Raw genomic sequence first — 16,613 nt, forward strand, 5'->3', positions numbered from 1 at the left:
TAAAAATTATTCTTATTTCGCTCATAAAAGATAAAAAAAAGCCCCCACAGTGTGGAGGCCAGGATTTTACTGCTCAGCGATTAGAAACTTTCCCAGTTCGCCTGAGTCATGTCGACGGTGTGGCGATCAGGCTGCTTCGCCTGCAATACCGGACGACGTACACCAGCAGTTTGTTGCGACTGCGCGGCACGCTGGTTGCTCTCCAGTGTAAAGGTCGCCACCAGCCCTGACAGCGTCTCTGCCTGCTCCTGCAGGGATTTAGAGGCGGATGAAGCCTCTTCTACCAGCGAGGCGTTCTGTTGCGTCACCTCATCCATCTGGCCAATCGCCTGATGAACCTGCTCAATGCCCTTGCTCTGCTCAGACGTCGCCGCGGCAATTTCATTGACCAGATCGGCTACCTGCTGAATCGCCTGACGGACATTTTCACTGTTTGATCCCACGCCGCTGGCCTGCTCTAAACCGTGCTCCACCTGTGAAACCGACGTTGAGATAAGGTCTTTGATTTCACGTGCGGCAGACGAGGAACGCTGCGCCAGATTACGCACTTCAGACGCGACCACAGCAAAGCCGCGACCATGTTCACCTGCACGTGCTGCTTCGACTGCCGCATTCAGTGCCAGAATATTGGTCTGGAAGGCGATGCCTTCGATCAGCCCGGTGATTTCAGAAATTTTGGCAGAGCTGGCGCGGATTTCATCCATGGTGTTGAGCATCTGCTTCACTGACGTGCCATTCTGGATCGACATGTGATTGGCGTTATTCGCCAGGCTGCTGGCCTGATGCGCGCCTTCTGAGTTCTGACGAACCGTTTCGCTCAGCGTCGCCATGCTGGCTGCTGTCTGCTCCAGTGATGCCGCCTGCTCTTCAGTACGCGCAGAAAGATCCTCGTTACCTGCAGCAATCTGCGTGGATCCGGCACTGACAGATTGCGCGGCGTGACTGACCGAAAGCAGCGTGCCGGAAACGCGTGACAGCAACTGGTTAAACGCCATCGCCGTTTTGCCGATCTCATCCTTACTGCTGACTTCCGCGGTATGGGTCAGGTCAAGCGTATGACTCACCTGCGTCATGGTGTTGACGATGCCTGAGAGGCTCCTTTTAATGCCAAGGATCACCTTAGCGGAGAAACCGGCCAGCAGCAGAACAAGCAGCAGCGAACCACCAGACATCGCCCACAGCGTCTGCGAATAAATGCGCTTGTTCTCAGCCCTGAGCTGTTCGCCAATATCAATATTCAGCTGAATCTGACGGGTGAAATCCGCTTCCATTTTACGGGCAGCAGCACCCACACCATTATCACTCTGGAGTAACGGAAGCGTGACAGCATCATTATGGGCGCGTGATGCGGCAAGAAATTCCGGTAATGCGCTGCGAACCGCATCCAGATTTTTATAGGCCTGCTCGGTCATCGCCTTATCTTCATCATTGGAGATGTCATTCGCCATGTAATAATCATTCAATGACTTAACCTGCTGAAGCAGATTTTCAATGCGCTCTTCCGCAGCAGGGAGTTTTGTCGCATCGTTAGTGCTCTGGTGGCGATAAAGAGCAATCCCTATCTGATTAGTCACACTGATCGATTTGTTGAGATCGCGAATGCTGGGTATCGCATTCACCTGTACGTATTCAAAACGGGATTGAAAGCCCGAAATCACTGATAAAGAAATAATCACCAGTGCAATCAGTGACATTGCAAGCAGTGAGAAAATCAATACCAGACGCTGTGTAATAGTCATAAACGTCCCCTGGAGAGAAAATAAGTGTGAACCTGGTTTGAACTGGATTATTTTTATCGGCTTTCGTCTGCAGGGCTTTAATCAATCGTGGAGGATATATTTTTTTATTTTTTCTTGCGTCTGTAACAGAGTGAACTACCTCACGATGTTCTCTGTTATCGATCCCCTTTCATCTTTCCCCTTTCATCTTTCCCCTTTAACAAGGCATGCCGACAAAAATCTGCCTGCCTGCTTACACGCTGTTTACACAACCCGATGGTCAGGATCAGGCTTGAAATGCTGTCAGTTGGGATCTGATGATTAGCCTGCTAATTCAACAGGATCGCTGACGATAATTATTGTTAAGAGGCACATTAACACCATGAGAGAGGGCAACAGATCCTGCAACGTCAGTGCTGCGAATAGCAGGCGTTGCCGGAGAGGAACATTAGAAATGTGGGCGTGTCATCAGATTAACTGATAGGTGTAAACGTGAGCGGGTGAACCCTGGCGGTACATCTCTGAGATTTTAGCTATTTGTGTCAGGGCCAGATTAAATCAGGGAATTCACTGGCGGAATGCTGATTGTGGTCTATGCTCACTGGCCCGACCAGGCTTAAGTCTGTCGCGCAGCAATAACGCTTACAATAAAAAAGGTAGTTCTCATGGATTTAGCCACATTTGAAACCAGAACCGGTCTTTGGCCACACATGCAGTTTACGGATGTTGAATATGAAGAGTGCAGTGCTGGCTTTGAAATCTACGCCATTGATGTCAGCCGCCAGACGAAGAGCAAGCTGTTTATCTGTCGCGTCACAACTGAACAGCAGGCAGCGTCGCTGACGGCGCAGTTCAAAGAGTGGCTGCCAAAGTTAAAGCTTAAAAAGCGTAAAGTTGCGCTCAACCTGGCACGCATGGCCTGCGAGAAGAGCTATCCCACTAATCCTAACTATCAGGATCGGTCAGATATGAGTCGTCATTCGCCCAGGCTCTGAAGCCATTCAGTCAGCATCTGCCAGAGCAACGTGTCTGAAATACCTGCACTGTGGTGTTATTTCCGTTCTGCGGCGCGTGTTAACCGCGCGCCGCAGGCATCTGAAACAGGCGACACTCTCCAGGCTCAACAGAGATATCACTGAAGGTTGTGATATGCATCTCGATCCAGGTATTTGCGGCTCGCAGTGTATGTGGTGCGTTGCGCTGTTGCAGCTCCGCCACAAAATCCCGGGTGCTGACGGTAAACTGACCAGCATCATCCTGTCTTGTCGCCTCTCTGAACGCCTGCCAGATCTCATCATCCTGTGACATCACATTGACTCCACAACGGCTTTTTTTTGAAATAGCACTGTATTTATGAACAGTATAATTAATCCGTCAGGCGGTCAAGTCTGCATTCACATGCTTTGGATGCCGGAATTATGGCCATTAATAGCCGTAGCCGCAGGCAGATCAGGACTTTAATCCTAATCTTAGTAATCGTTTTCATATCCAATTAACTGACTGATACTGCTCATTATTTTATATTATAAGCATTTTAATTATTTGATATCTAACTAAAAAAAGCGTTAACCGCAGCGGAAATAACAGCGGTTTTGCCCTATCTTTAAATGGCTCTGCAACGAAATCCACTTCTGTTCCAGAGTGATCTGACTCCTACCCTTGCCCCCTTTTACAGGGGGCACTTTTTCAGATACCGCAGATGTCGACACGCAGTTAACTCTGCAGGCGGATAATGTTTACGCGTACCCGTTAAACCTGCTGAAGACGTTAAGATTGCGACTGTAAAAGTGGTGGATTTGTAACCTGATAATTCAATGGCTGTGCTGATATTATCAAAAGCCCAAACCAGTTGATTGAATATCAGAGCAATTTTCTGAAATATCAGAGAAACTGATTTTTATACGCTTAATAATCCCGCCAGAACAACATGGTAAGGAGAATATAAAGCGCGTAATAATCAGGCACAACCCGAATGACCGGCGCCTCACCAGGGATGTCGTGACGTTATAATAATGCGCTATATCCGCTCTTCGCCCCCGCTTTTGCGGGGGCTTTTCTTTTATCTCAGCTTATTCGCCGGTTTATTATTGAGACGCCATCTGACATGTGTGTGCTTAATGCCTGAAGTATTACCCTGCCCTATGCCCGGTTTGATGCCGCAAGCAGAACGATATATTGGCCGCAGTTATGCCCTTAACCATCAATATTTATGTGGTATGGTTAATCAGTAACTTCCTGTCATGTGAGTCTGCTTATGCTCTCCACCCTGATTTACCGTAGCCAGCTTGCGGGTTCGGTCTCGCCAGAGAAGCTTAAAGCGCTGGTGGAGCGCGCCAGTATTAAAAACGCTGAAGCTGAAGTCACCGGGATACTGCTCTATGACGGGCAGCACTTTTTTCAGGTGCTTGAAGGGAGCGTCGAGAACGTTCACACGGTTTTCCAGCATATCAGTCGGGATGATCGGCATTTTAATCTGATTGAACTGATGCGAGACTATGCCCCTGCACGTCGCTTTGGTCATGCCGGCATGGCCTTATTTGATTTACGTGACTATCAGAAACATACCGTCGTGCAAGCCCTGCTTAAACGGGTCACCCTGACTGATGAACGAATCAGACATGACCGGGTAGTGAAGTTCCTGCGTTCTTTTGTCGAAGGCAGAGATAAAGAGACGTTTATCGGGATTGCCCCTGCCAGCGAGTGGACACTGACTACGCCCCTTACCGTCAGCGCCCTGCCACCCCTGCAGCCTGCAGCGGATCAGCGCTGTGAATTTGCGCTTCAGCCTATCGTAGACGCAGCGAATCGCCGGATTGTCTCCTGCGAAGCCCTGATACGCGGTCTTCAGGGCGCACCACCCGCAGACTACTTTTCACAGCTGCCGGAAGGCGAGCGTTATCAGGCGGATCTCCATTCCAAAACCTATGCGTTTCAGCTGGCCAGACATCTCGGCCTGCGGGAGCAGACGATCTCCGTCAACCTGCTGCCCATGTCGCTGGTGGTGATCGACGATGCGGTTGAACATCTCATTCAGCAGATCAGGCAACAGGGATTGCGCCCTGAGCAGGTGGTGGTTGAGGTGACTGAAGATGAGGTCATCTCCCGCTTCGATGCCTTTCAGTTTGCTGTGCGCCAGCTGAAAGCAGCCGGAATCAGCCTGGCCCTTGATGATTTCGGTGCCGGTTTCGCAGGCCTGTCGCTGCTGGCCGATTTCCAGCCTGACAAAGTTAAGATCGATCGCAAGCTGATTACCGATATTCATCGCAGCGGCCCGCGTCAGGCGATTGTGCTGGCCATCCTTAAATGCTGTCAGGCGCTGGAAATCACGGTCATTGCGGAAGGCGTCGAGAAAATTGAAGAGTGGCTCTGGCTGGAAGGTGCCGGGGTCCGTTATTACCAGGGCTTTCTGTTTGCCCGCCCTGCCCTTAATGCTCTGCCTGCTGTTAGCTGGCCTGCACGACGCCCGTGATTTCCCCGGCAGAAATACCTCCCTGCCTGCCCTTTTGCTCATAGTTTGAAGCGGCTCACACCGCTTCGCTGCAAAAAGCAAAAGCTGTGCCATGCTTGATCCATCTGACAGCCTTCTGGCAGGACAGATATTCATCAGGTCCCTGGATAACAACCGGAATTGGGAGAATCACCATGAACGAAGATCGCATTGGCGGCAACTGGAAGCAGTTCAAAGGTAAGGTCAAGGAAAAATGGGGTGATCTTACGGATGATGATATGACCGTTGTAGAAGGGAAGCGCGATCAGCTGGTCGGTAAAATTCAGGAACGCTACGGCTACGAGAAAGACCGTGCCGAAAAAGAAGTAAAAGAGTGGGAAGATTCCAACAAGTACCACTGGTAAAGCGTTCTTAATCGCCGGGCGTCTCTGCGCCCGGCACCTGCCCGTCAGCCCTTCTCTCCGTCTGTTCATTTACTCTCTGACACCTCTGTACCTGTTGCAGGGACAGATTATGGAAATGATTGTTTCTTTATTTATTCCTGGCGCGCATAATGCGGCCATCTTTCCCGATCATGGGATTGCAACGCTTCCCGGATATCAACTATGCCTCACCACTCTACCGACACCGTATGTGGTCTCGTCGGTGTTCTTCCTGAAACCCTGCGTCGCTGGCGCCGGGCCGGGCTGATCACACCGCCTGGCCCTGCTGGCTATTCAGATCAGCAGCTCACGCGCGCGCTCTGCGTTCGTGAAATGACATCAGGAGGCCATACGCTGTTTGATATCCATGCTGCCCTTAACTGGCCCAGCGTCACGCTGCCCGGCGGCTGGGCCTGCCGGGAAGAGGATATGTTGCAACTGCTGGCGAACAATCCGGACGCAGATGTTGAACGTGAACTGCAGATGATGAATACCGACTACTGTGGTGATGACTATGTTAATCGCTATCTGCGGCCGCTCAACCTCTGGCTGCGTTCTGACCTCAGCGAAGGAGCAGCCCAGCGTCAGCAGCGTTTTCATAGTGCCGTCATCGGCCAGTGGGAGCGCCTGTCGCTGGCCGCACGGCGACGCAGCACCGTACCACTGTTTCTTGAAGCGGTCAGCGTAACGGATGAAACCGAGATCTGGATGGAGGCGATACGGCTCAACGGACAGGGCTTTCGGGTTGAAGTCGCAGCGGCCGCATGCGGTGTTCCCGCTGTAGCGCATCGCCGCTTTGAGCATCATCTGATGTGGTGTGGCGATGGTATCAGTGCATCGATGAAGGCGGCATTTCACGCCAGCCTGGAGGCGGGTGATCCTGTTATGCTGACCGGAACAAATACTGGCGTGCAATCGCCCATCTGCCCGATGTCTGCCAGCGCCTGACGCGGTTGACCTTCTTCCCTGCCAGCTAGTTAAAAGGGCGGAAACAGCCTTAGCCGCTTCCGCCCTGTTCACATTACTGATGTTCCAGCGTTCGTGGTCCGCCGATCGCAATCGGGATACGACGCGGTTTCTCGCTCTCCGGTATTTCCTGGATCAAATCAATGCTGAGTAAACCGTCCGCCAGGCTGGCGCCGGTCACCTTCATGTGCTCCGGAATCGAAAAGCTTAGCTGGAAATCGTGCCGGGAAATGCCGCGATGGATCCAGCTGCTGTTCTCCTGCCGAGCTTCGCCGGACGACTCCCCGGATGCATCATCCCGGTGACCTGCCACGGAAAGCCGGCCGCCACGTAGTTCTATCTCCAGCTCATGCTCTTTCCAGCCGGGTACGCTGACGGTCAGCGCGTAGCGGTTATCCTCAACCCGCTGCAGATCGTAAGCGGGAACTGACGTCACCGGCTTGTCGCCAGTCAGCTGGCTGAACAATTTATCGATACGGCTAAAACGGTCTGAAAAGACAGAATCCGTCAGCGAAGGAAAAACAGAAAACTGTTGTACAGACATGGTGATAATCTCCTGAACAGGTTCATCCAAAAGTTCATCTGACCGGTATGATATTCCCGATCATCGCTAAAATAGGGATCGGTTGTCCGCTTTCAAGTAGCTTAATAGATTTTTTTTAACGTGACTGTACGGCCGGTTATCACAGAAATACATTTCAGGGTATTAACTGAGCCGTTACTTTTTGCTCTGAGGCGCAAGAGTGAAATGGGGATGGCAACCCGCCAGTAATAACAGCAGTTCATATTCACCCTGACTGAGTAGCGTCGGATTACCTGCCGCTTCTTTGGTTTGCCAGACTCTCAGGCTAAGATCAAAACGCTCAGCGGCGCTCTGTTGTGAGAGGCCAGCAGCAAGACGAAGTTCACGTACATTACTCTGGACAACCACAGGCGGCTTGGGGGGACGATTAACCAAACAAACACTCCTTCAACATGATTAAAAACGCAAAAGCACAGCGCTTCGCCAGCAATTAAAGCGAAGCGGCCTGAAAGCGCTCACAGCGAAAAGACCAGAGAATAATTGACTATTTTGCTTAAATGTCAAATTTCAGATTCAACAATTAAGCGAAATTTTTCTGTAAGCGAAGCGGCATATTTCGTCCTCACAGTACTTTTCCTATTTCCTTAGAATGCTTTATTTCTTCCGCCAGGAATTATCCTGTTATTTGACTTAAGGACCATTCAGGGATTAATCCGCTACCTCAATGCCGCTTTCTTCATCAGGATAGATGTTTAGCCTGAGGTTCCTGTTCAGGCTGCATCATTGAAACCAGAGGAGGATAATAAATGAAAAATCCCATCCAGCGTCGCTCACCCGACGATCTGTCGCATGTGGAAATTCGTGAGCAGTGGCAAATCACCTACTGGACTCAGGAGCTGAGGACAACCCAGGAAAGGCTGACACGCGCGATCCGAGAAAGCGGCGCGCGGACCGAACAGGTGCGTGACTGGCTGGAACAGAACCCGCCCCCACGCCGCCCGGCTCAATCTCTGAATGGCATCAAACGTTAAGCTGATTGCTGACAGAAACGCTGTGTTAACGCCGGCCTTGCGGTGGATTGGCCTGCATCAGCCGGGAGCACGCTGACAGGTCATCTCTGCCGGTCCGGGTTTCTGCCCGGCTTTTGCGTTGTGTTTGAAGAGGTTATCCCGCTGAGTAGTCTGCGCATAACGATCCTGCCTTCGGCATCATGACTGTTCCCCCTGAAAACCAACTTAGAAATAATAGTAACCATCCTGAATGCTTATTGATTTTCTGCCCGGGAATAAACCTTAACAGCGCTGCTGCGCCGGGCTGAAAATATAAAAGGTAAATAATCAGGCACCGCTTCGATTAAATTTTCGAATCGTAAATATCGCCTTTATGCGTTAAAGAAAATATTAAGAGACACCCGCCGCATAGTCCCTTATCATCAGGATGAAAATAAAAAAATACGCTATATTTCCTGCCGCCCGAATGAAATTTCGCTCCGGACAGTTTTCTTTTTTCGCTCCGTAATCAGCCGGTGCGGAGGTTACACACACATGCTCAAGAATCTAAACGGCGACAATGAACGCCGAAGTCGTGCTTTGCAGGCACTGCGTGACCCTGACGAAAGTCGCGATGACGTTCTGCGAAAATTTGTCCGGTTAGCCAGTCAGGCCCTGGGCATCCCGGGAAGCTTTATCTCTGTGCTGGATGACGAGTTCCAGACCGTACGGGCGTCACATAACTTTGATCTGCAACGTTCAACGCGTGGGGATTCACTCTGCCGTCATGTGGTAGACAGCGACAGCGCAGTGATCGTCCCGGATACCTATCACGATGCGCGTTTCGTGACGCATCCGCTGATCACCGGCTCACCTTTTATTCGCTTTTATGCCGGTGTGCCTCTGAAAACCCGTGACGGCATTATTCTGGGCACGCTCTGTGTTACCGACACCGAGCCGCATGCGTTTGCCGTTGAGCAGGTGACGACATTAACGCTGCTCTCCACGCTGGTCATGTCCTTTCTTGAAGCCTGGCATTCCGCTGGTTTTTGCGATCCGGTGACCGGATTGCCTAACCGTCAGCGCCTGATACGTGATTTACAATATCTGGCCGTGGCTGGTGACACCACGCCACGCCGTCTGGTGCTGATTGATTGCATCGACATGTCACGTGCTTATGAACTGGCCCGCACCATGGGAATGAATCCGGTTGAAAGCCTGCTGAAGGATATGGCTACCCTGCTGCCGCTGCGCCTGCGCCCGGCGGTGGGTGAGATGATCTACACCGTGGCCACAGGGCGGTTTGCCATTTTGACCCGTGCTGATAGCAGACTGAGTGCAGCCTGGGTCGCCGGTCGCCTGGAAGGTATCAGTGCAGACATGGATGAGGGGCTGTCAGTTGCACTGACGCCTCATACCGGTGAGGCGGCCTTTGTTGCCGGCAGCATGTCAGCGTCGGAAGTGTTACGCCGCGCGGTCAGCGCGCTGAATGAAGCTGTCGGGCGCGGACTGCCCTCTCAGCGTTTTGATATTGAGGCGGAAACACAGCGCTCAGAAGATTTCCTGCTGATGACCGATCTGAAAACCGCTTTGCGCGATAACATCGGGCTTTATATGGTCTATCAGCCTAAGATTTGCCTGCAGAGTGGCAAACCGGTGGGCCTGGAAGCGCTCATCCGCTGGCGACATCCCAGCAGAGGGGAACTTTCACCTGCCGCCTTTATTCCGCTGGCTGAGCAGACCGATCTGCTCTCGGTGCTCACCGCCTGGATTATCGATCAGGCCGTTGAACGTCTCAGACGACTGCGTAATAACTGTATTCAGTTGCCACTGACCATCAACGTCAGCGTACGCGATTTTGCATGCGAGGGATTTGCATCCGCGCTGGAAAGCAAAATGCTGAAGTCTAAGCTTCCGACTTCGCTGCTGGGCATCGAATGCCTGGAGACAGAACGTATCCTGGAAAGCCCCACCGCCCTTCGCGGACTGGAGATGCTCAGAGAACGGGGATTCACGATTTCACTCGATGATTTTGGCGCAGGCTACAGCAATATCAGCTATCTGCGCCGTATGCCGCTCGATGTTATCAAGCTGGATCGCTCTCTGATCAGTGAACTCTCTTCAGATACGGCTTCACGCATTATTGCCCGCAGCATTATCGCCATGCTCAAAGAGCTGGACTATACGGTGGTGGCAGAAGGCGTTGAGTGTCCTGACGCCGTGACATCCCTGACAGAATATGGCTGCGATCAGGCTCAGGGCTATTTCTATTCCAGGCCATTAAACGAAGAGGCGCTGGATCACTGGCTTCACTGGAAATTGCGTGGTGAGTGTCATTAAACCTGCAGGCTATACCTGTGTTGAACATTGCGCTTATGTCACTGCTGAGCTGCGGATTAACTTTCCGCTAAAGCCACAAGGCCGCCCTGATGGCGGTCTTATTTATGATGCACTGAAATGAGCTTCTCTGCGGAGATCCAGCAGCATTATTACCATTAAGGTAACTGAATTCAGATCTGCCAATTTGCCGCTTCGCTTAGTGCCACCTGCTCTGGTGCAGTCTGTGCGACAGTAACCAAGTAAAGGTGAAACATTTTTTGAACAATGTTAGCGTGTCCGCAACAATCACGTAAAACGGAGCTGCACATGCTTACCACCATAATCTATCGCAGCCATATTTCAGATGACTTTCCGGTCAGAACCCTTCCGGAAATGGTCGACAACGCCAGCAAAATCAATACTACCCACGATGTAACCGGTATCCTGTTATTCAACGGCACCCATTTCTTCCAGTTACTTGAAGGCCCGGAAGCGGGCATTCAGGCCGTTTATCAGCGAATCTGTGCCGATCGCCGGCATCATAATGTGGTGGAGTTAATGCGCGACTATGCGCCTTCCCGACGTTTTGGTAATGCGGGCATGTCGCTGTTTGATCTGCGCGAACACGATCGCTCATCACTGCTGCAGGCGGTGCTGGACAAAGGTACGTCTAAATATCGCCTGACCTATGATGATCGGGCACTGCAATTCCTGCGTACTTTTGTTGAGTCACGCGAGAAAGAAAACTACTACGAGGTTCTGCCGCCAGGTTACTGGGAGTTTATTTCAGAGCACACTAATGTGCCGGATTCCCGTCCGGAGACAGAAGGGGTAAGCTTCCGGCCGGTGGTCGATCCACTGGCGCGTCAGGTGACCGCCATTGAAGCTGTCACCCTGCGTCCGGCGCTGACCGGTGAAATTTCCGGCGACCGGCTTTATGTTGACGATCTGGAAACCGTGAAGAAAACCTTTGCCCACGCTGGCCTGGTTTGTCCCGATGGTATGACGCTCTACGTGAGTCTGCTGCCAATGACGCTGGTTGTCATACCCGACGCCGTTGAGCACATTGTGGCAGCCATTCAGCAGGCGGGTCTGGTGCCGGAGCAGGTGGTTATTGGTGTGAGTGAAACCGGCGTGATTTCACAGCTGGATGCGTTCTCTGAAGCCGTACGCGCGTTAAAAGCGTTCGGGATCAGCCTGTCTATCGACAATTTTGGAGACGGCTCCGCGGGATTGTCATTGCTGACTCATATTCAGCCCGACCGTATCCGTATCGATGCCGGTATCACCCGCGACGTTCATCGCAGTGGGCCAAAGCAGGCGGTGGTGCAGGCAATCATCAAGTGCTGCTCAGCGCTGGAGATCACCGTTATCGCGGCTGGGATCGTACAGGCTGAAGAGTGGATGTGGCTGGAAGCTGCAGGTGTGATCAATTTCCAGGGTACGCTGTTCGCATCTGCGGGCCGCTATGAGGCCCAATCGGTCGCCTGGCCGGAATATCGCGAAGCGATGTAACCGTACGCGGTCTTAATAATTTTAAAGCGGTACGCCAGCGAGCGGCCGCTTTTTTCATTTATGGCCGTGCCGACTCTCAGGAAAAGGCATGATTAACAGGCCCTCCCTACTCCCCTTTATTTATCTGCGCATTCTAAGCTTCTTTTGTAAATCCTGGACGCGATACTGCATTTTTGAATGAGCTTCTGACGCATTTCCGGCATACATTTTCTGATAACCACTATAGCGAGTAACGCTTACAGGTTAACCACTATAGGAAGTAAATCTGAGACTGAACTGCACTATCAGGGTATAGAATGTGACAAATATCCACTATAGCGAGCAAAGGTGCGCCCGAAGCGTTTATGACAACCACTGTAGCCAGTATGTTGCGCAATATTCATCCGTATTATGCCGATAAATCACTCAGGCAGACGATAAACGCTCAGATAACCACTGTAGCGAGTACCTGCTCACCTCTGTTCTCAGATGATAACCACTGTATCGAGTAAGTGATCCAGAAAGAGGAGCCTAAGATTATCTATGCTCAACAGTGCACCACGCACGATTTCCATGCGGCATAACCACTATAGCGAGTAAAAAGGTCGTGTGAGGAGTTGCATGTAGCAGGAACGGAGTGATAGCCCTGCCCTGTTTTGCGCTGTTATTCGCTAAAATAGCTTTGTTCTGTTGACGAAATCATTCTGCTCATCCTGTAACACAACCACTGTAGCGAGTGTCTGGCTGACCTTACCTGCTATGCTAATTTTTTGTTCTCATCATGCTATGAGAGATAAATATTGATAGTAAGCACTCACTTTAACTAGCTAAATGTCATTAACAGGCAGAGTAAAATGATACTGCTAACCACTATAGCGAGTAATATCGCCCCTCAATCCAAAAAAATAACCACTGTAGCGAGAATGTTGTAAGAACCGGGTCTGTCACCTGATCATTATCTGAACGCATCAGCCAATAAATCTCCAGAAAACCACTGTAGCGTGTAAATCTTTTGGGCAGAAGGAGGCAAACCAGCATGAGATAGCCATTTCAGAATGGCGATAACCACTGTAGCGAGTAAAACCGAAGAGCTGAATATCGCCTGCGGAACACGTCAGATGGCATTGGGAGGAAAATCCGCATTCTGTTAACCAGACCTGACTAACCACTATAGAGAGTGATAAACACAATAACGCCTTATTGCAGCGTTTACAGTGAAGCCACGTACTGGCTAACCACTACGGGAAGTAGATCTCTTGTGAAGTCCAATGCACCCTCTGGGTCCGGGAGGCGGAATGGAAGACCACAGCAAATTGCAGGATGTTTTCAGGCAGGCGCATCTGGATATTGATGCTCTTTCGGAAAGGGGCTAACCACTATAGCGAGTAATCTAACTCGCTATAGTGGTTAGGGCTGTCAGATACCCTTAAACAGCCCATCTCTCGCTATAGTGGTTAGCAGGCTGCAGGATGGGTCAGCCATGAACTGTGTGGTGAACAGGCATCTAACGCTTTTTCTGTTTCCTGATTTTATTCAGTAACTCTTTTTCCTCACGCGATACCATGACAAGTTCACTGCTTTCATCTTCACCCACCGGTTCAGGCAGATTGACATCAATAATAGTGAGATCGTTGTCCATATCGTCAAACTCGTCCATCTCATCATCGATCAGGTCTGCCTTGCTGAGCGGCAGTTCGGCCGGGCGCAGCTTGGGGTGACGATAATGGACCCAGAAGTATACGGAAGAGCCCCGGCGGGTCTCGGTATAATCGAGATAACCAATCTCTTTTAACTGCTCCATCGCTTTCCTGACTGTCGCATTCTGGGTGATCACGCGCGACGTAAGGTTAAGCCTTGCACGCAGGCGTGCCATGGATATTGGTGCAGGCTTAGGCGGAAGGCTTTCAATGAACGTATAAAGCGCCTGAGCGGACTCTTTGCGTGCCAGCTCGTTAATAGCCTTAAGCTGCAGCAGAACCTTTCTGTCGAACTGATACAGCTCAAAGATTTTGGGATCAGCCTGTAAGGTCACCGTGTCCTTTTTGACGCTGTATTTGGCGGACTGCACCAGATGCGTTGTGTAGTTCTCTCCGCCCTTGCTGGTAAAAGTCAGGGTATTAGACGCAATCCGCGTCAGCGAAGCGTCCAGACGGCTCCTGAGCTTCGATGAGAGGCGCGCAGAAGGTATGCCGCAGAGTTTTGCAAATTCTACGAACGAGAGCGTTACCGTGTCTCCCAGACACTCATGCGTGGCGAATGCGCGAATGATCCCAACCCAGGTCTTAAAATCATTATCCATATCCAGCCGGGCACCCAGTATCTTGATGTTGTCATACCCTTCCGATCTGACCAGAGATAACTGTTTCAGATCCTGAGTCACATCCATCGCATTCATCTGGTTTTTCTGACTGCGCGCTGTGGATTTCAGCGTTGGAACAAACAAGCCGAGACGCATCAACGCGACTGGCTGCACGGTGTTATTACTGTTGGGCGTTAGAGTAACAACTTCGCCTGTACGCTTGTCTGTTTCGCTAAACGCATCAGCTATGTTCAGGATATCTGGTTCTTTTCTTGGCATTAGGAAGATCCGTAATGTGAACAGGCGAGAGCCGCTGTTACTCAATACAGTGGATACTAGCACTCACTATAGCGGTTAATCTACTTGCCATAGTGGTTATTTATCTCGATACAGTGGTTGTTTTACTCGCTACAGTGGTTAGCTAACCTTCTTTATCGCAGTGATACCAGGGGCTGAGGCGGCACGGGGATCTTTAAGGAACTTAAAAAGGATCTTATGTGGATCTGTTATTGGATCTGCTCGGTGGATAACCCGTTAAAAAAGCCTGCCCCCGGTTAATCAGAATCTCCGTTTTTATCCTGTTTCCTTGCCAAAGACTCTAAAACTGCAGCGGGTGTGCTCAATCGAGGGTTATGCACATGAAAAAGTGTTATCTACTCGCTACAGTGGTTGTTGAGTACTCGCCAGCGCGGTTGCTTTACTCGCTATAGTGGTTATTGTGCTCTCTGCAGTGGTTGTTCTTCTCGCTACAGTGGATACCAACACCCTTTCAGACCTTGTGCTGCGTGGCTTCAAAGCCTGTTGGGATCTGTTAAGGATCTCAATTTGATCTATTGAGGATCGACCAATTGGATCTGGCCTGTGAATAACGGGGATAAAACAGACACGATTCAGCAATAACCAAATCTGAGATCAAACGGGTTTTCAACTGCAGATACGAGATTAAGAATTCTATAAGCAGGTTCTGAGCGAGTTATTAGGTGTGGGAGCAATCTGTTGCTGATCAGGCAAAGCATTTAATCAGGTATGTGCCAATAACCATAAAGAGATTAAGGTTTTAAGCCCAGAGTGAATATCTCCAAGCTCTTCAAATAAACGTTCATGAGTAAAGAACAGATTTTCACCATGAATTTAATGATTTATGTATCTGATAAACAAGTAATTTTTACATATTTTCATAGTGAAAACACCCTGCTTATGATCTCAGAAATAACGTTTCAAGAGGTTGAAGATGGACTCATTAAGTCCAACTGGCTCCTGAATGAATTCAGACAGCGATAAGTTAGCGTAGCAATTGATACTTTTCCCCAACCTGATAAATCCAGCTCATAAAGAAATTTGTTATGCATAGTCTCATCATCAGGTAACTGCATACGATCGTTTATCACGAGGGAAAAAGAAAGTTGGTTTTCATACCCGTATACTTACCGAACAGACGATGTTTAAATTATGCGGATTTCCTTTTGCTGCTTATGCGGCGTCTTACTGGTTATTACTATCTGGCCTGTTACTCTCAATCCCCTGCTCTATTCACAGATCTCAATGTTTCATCACAGTATTCATGAAACCGCTAAAGCTAACACTATAAATAAAACATCTTTATGGGGATCAAAGTCAGTCAGCGATAAGAATTGAATCTCTGTCAGATGCAGTGACAAATGCTGCAGGACTCTGTGAGAAGCATCCACACAGACTATAAACAAATCGTAATTGAAAGTTATAAGAGGATATGAATTTCTGACAAGCTTACGACCAGCACCATTTCTTAGAGGAACAGACAGATTCTGTCCTGCCTATACAGGAGCTGTAACTCCAATACGCATATAACCATTTTTCGTGTAGAAGCTCACAGCCCGATAGTTGATGTATAGGGTTTCAGCCTGGCTCGATACATCTCCCCTCTTTTGCAGATTTATTAAGAAAGTGAGTAAAGCATCGCATCCTATAGCTTTGCCTTTATAGACTTTCTCGAAGAAGTCATGTCTACGCCTGGCTCTTAGCAAAGCTTACATTGCTGACAGATCGGCTCCGGGCCAGAAAAGAAATTCTTCGATTTCGATTGCGATGATCTTAAAAGTCAGAAAAGGTTAGTTTGGTAATGTATAAGGCTGATATCTGTTCTTTTGAGGGAGCAAGGTTTTATTATCAAAAAGAGAGTACTGCCAATGTGACCACTTAGACTTTCCACTAACGTTAAGCCACTATTTATAGTTAAAAGAATACTTTATAAAAACCCATTTTCGCTGCAGATTTTCACCAAGCAAATATTCTCGTAAGATATTGATATAAATGGACATATAGAAAATTTTCATGATGAAAATACCATGATCAGCAACTGAAACAATGGCCACGATTGCCGACTGGACATTTCTGCCATTACAGAATTAAAACGAATATCGGGCACTAACATCCGCCATCCATTATCACACTCCTCT

12 protein-coding genes are annotated in these 16,613 nt (G+C 49.7%); 7 read left to right on the forward strand and 5 right to left on the reverse strand.

What is annotated here, in order from left to right:
* Positions 1-80: 80 nt before the first annotated feature.
* Positions 81-1,739, reverse strand: a complete 1,659-nt coding sequence (locus AC6I8E_RS22415) for a methyl-accepting chemotaxis protein (RefSeq protein WP_497824937.1) — start codon at positions 1,737-1,739, stop codon at positions 81-83.
* A gap of 644 nt (positions 1,740-2,383) precedes the next feature.
* Here AC6I8E_RS22415 and AC6I8E_RS22420 point away from each other — a divergent pair.
* The gene (locus AC6I8E_RS22420; RefSeq protein ID WP_013356504.1) at positions 2,384-2,713 is read left to right on the forward strand and encodes a hypothetical protein; all 330 of its coding nucleotides are present in this window, start codon (positions 2,384-2,386) and stop codon (positions 2,711-2,713) included.
* Between the two features lie 79 nt (positions 2,714-2,792).
* Here AC6I8E_RS22420 and AC6I8E_RS22425 read toward each other — a convergent pair whose 3' ends face one another.
* Entirely contained in the window at positions 2,793-3,026 is a 234-nt protein-coding gene (locus AC6I8E_RS22425) for a DNA polymerase V subunit (RefSeq protein ID WP_147789859.1), read from the reverse strand.
* A gap of 946 nt (positions 3,027-3,972) precedes the next feature.
* Between AC6I8E_RS22425 and AC6I8E_RS22430 the strand changes: the two genes are divergently transcribed.
* The 3 genes from AC6I8E_RS22430 to AC6I8E_RS22440 all read left to right on the forward strand — a co-directional run bounded on the left by AC6I8E_RS22430 (position 3,973) and on the right by AC6I8E_RS22440 (position 6,536).
* On the forward strand, positions 3,973-5,187 hold the full coding sequence (locus tag AC6I8E_RS22430; protein ID WP_147789858.1) for a diguanylate phosphodiesterase: 1,215 nt from the start codon (positions 3,973-3,975) through the stop codon (positions 5,185-5,187).
* Positions 5,188-5,360: 173 nt separating this feature from the next.
* Positions 5,361-5,570 carry a CsbD family protein gene (locus AC6I8E_RS22435; protein ID WP_010256969.1) on the forward strand — a complete coding sequence of 70 codons (210 nt, stop codon included), beginning with the start codon at positions 5,361-5,363 and terminating at the stop codon, positions 5,568-5,570.
* 201 nt (positions 5,571-5,771) lie between these two features.
* Positions 5,772-6,536 (forward strand): MerR family transcriptional regulator, encoded by a 765-nt coding sequence (locus tag AC6I8E_RS22440; RefSeq protein WP_013356501.1) that lies wholly within the window; start codon positions 5,772-5,774, stop codon positions 6,534-6,536.
* 73 nt (positions 6,537-6,609) lie between these two features.
* Here AC6I8E_RS22440 and AC6I8E_RS22445 read toward each other — a convergent pair whose 3' ends face one another.
* On the reverse strand, positions 6,610-7,098 hold the full coding sequence (locus AC6I8E_RS22445) for an Hsp20 family protein (RefSeq protein ID WP_033785196.1): 489 nt from the start codon (positions 7,096-7,098) through the stop codon (positions 6,610-6,612).
* A gap of 174 nt (positions 7,099-7,272) precedes the next feature.
* Positions 7,273-7,512 (reverse strand): hypothetical protein, encoded by a 240-nt coding sequence (locus tag AC6I8E_RS22450; RefSeq protein WP_013356499.1) that lies wholly within the window; start codon positions 7,510-7,512, stop codon positions 7,273-7,275.
* A gap of 371 nt (positions 7,513-7,883) precedes the next feature.
* Here AC6I8E_RS22450 and AC6I8E_RS22455 point away from each other — a divergent pair, with 371 nt between their 5' ends.
* The 3 genes from AC6I8E_RS22455 (at position 7,884) to AC6I8E_RS22465 (ending at position 11,900) form a co-directional block, all read left to right on the forward strand.
* Positions 7,884-8,108 (forward strand): DUF3606 domain-containing protein, encoded by a 225-nt coding sequence (locus AC6I8E_RS22455; protein WP_013356498.1) that lies wholly within the window; start codon positions 7,884-7,886, stop codon positions 8,106-8,108.
* Between the two features lie 513 nt (positions 8,109-8,621).
* Positions 8,622-10,406, forward strand: a complete 1,785-nt coding sequence (locus tag AC6I8E_RS22460; protein ID WP_013356496.1) for a GGDEF domain-containing phosphodiesterase — start codon at positions 8,622-8,624, stop codon at positions 10,404-10,406.
* Between the two features lie 306 nt (positions 10,407-10,712).
* Positions 10,713-11,900, forward strand: coding sequence for a diguanylate phosphodiesterase (locus AC6I8E_RS22465; RefSeq protein WP_041456342.1), 1,188 nt, complete (start codon positions 10,713-10,715; stop codon positions 11,898-11,900).
* A 1,483-nt stretch (positions 11,901-13,383) separates the two neighbouring features.
* Here the strand turns inward: AC6I8E_RS22465 and AC6I8E_RS22470 are convergent.
* Positions 13,384-14,457: a RepB family plasmid replication initiator protein gene (locus AC6I8E_RS22470; protein ID WP_013356653.1), complete on the reverse strand. Its 1,074-nt coding sequence runs from the start codon at positions 14,455-14,457 to the stop codon at positions 13,384-13,386.
* Positions 14,458-16,613: the final 2,156 nt, after the last annotated feature.

Source organism: Pantoea sp. X-Soil-YNGN-785, from assembly GCF_059730585.1.

What these genes read in the sequence shown, in the direction of transcription:
- AC6I8E_RS22415 (WP_497824937.1), bottom strand. Translation starts at nt 1,739, where the DNA reads ATGACTATTACACAGCGTCTGGTATTGATTTTCTCACTGCTTGCAATG.
- AC6I8E_RS22420 (WP_013356504.1), top strand. Translation starts at nt 2,384, where the DNA reads ATGGATTTAGCCACATTTGAAACCAGAACCGGTCTTTGGCCACACATG.
- AC6I8E_RS22425 (WP_147789859.1), bottom strand. Translation starts at nt 3,026, where the DNA reads ATGTCACAGGATGATGAGATCTGGCAGGCGTTCAGAGAGGCGACAAGA.
- AC6I8E_RS22430 (WP_147789858.1), top strand. Translation starts at nt 3,973, where the DNA reads ATGCTCTCCACCCTGATTTACCGTAGCCAGCTTGCGGGTTCGGTCTCG.
- AC6I8E_RS22435 (WP_010256969.1), top strand. Translation starts at nt 5,361, where the DNA reads ATGAACGAAGATCGCATTGGCGGCAACTGGAAGCAGTTCAAAGGTAAG.
- AC6I8E_RS22440 (WP_013356501.1), top strand. Translation starts at nt 5,772, where the DNA reads ATGCCTCACCACTCTACCGACACCGTATGTGGTCTCGTCGGTGTTCTT.
- AC6I8E_RS22445 (WP_033785196.1), bottom strand. Translation starts at nt 7,098, where the DNA reads ATGTCTGTACAACAGTTTTCTGTTTTTCCTTCGCTGACGGATTCTGTC.
- AC6I8E_RS22455 (WP_013356498.1), top strand. Translation starts at nt 7,884, where the DNA reads ATGAAAAATCCCATCCAGCGTCGCTCACCCGACGATCTGTCGCATGTG.
- AC6I8E_RS22460 (WP_013356496.1), top strand. Translation starts at nt 8,622, where the DNA reads ATGCTCAAGAATCTAAACGGCGACAATGAACGCCGAAGTCGTGCTTTG.
- AC6I8E_RS22465 (WP_041456342.1), top strand. Translation starts at nt 10,713, where the DNA reads ATGCTTACCACCATAATCTATCGCAGCCATATTTCAGATGACTTTCCG.
- AC6I8E_RS22470 (WP_013356653.1), bottom strand. Translation starts at nt 14,457, where the DNA reads ATGCCAAGAAAAGAACCAGATATCCTGAACATAGCTGATGCGTTTAGC.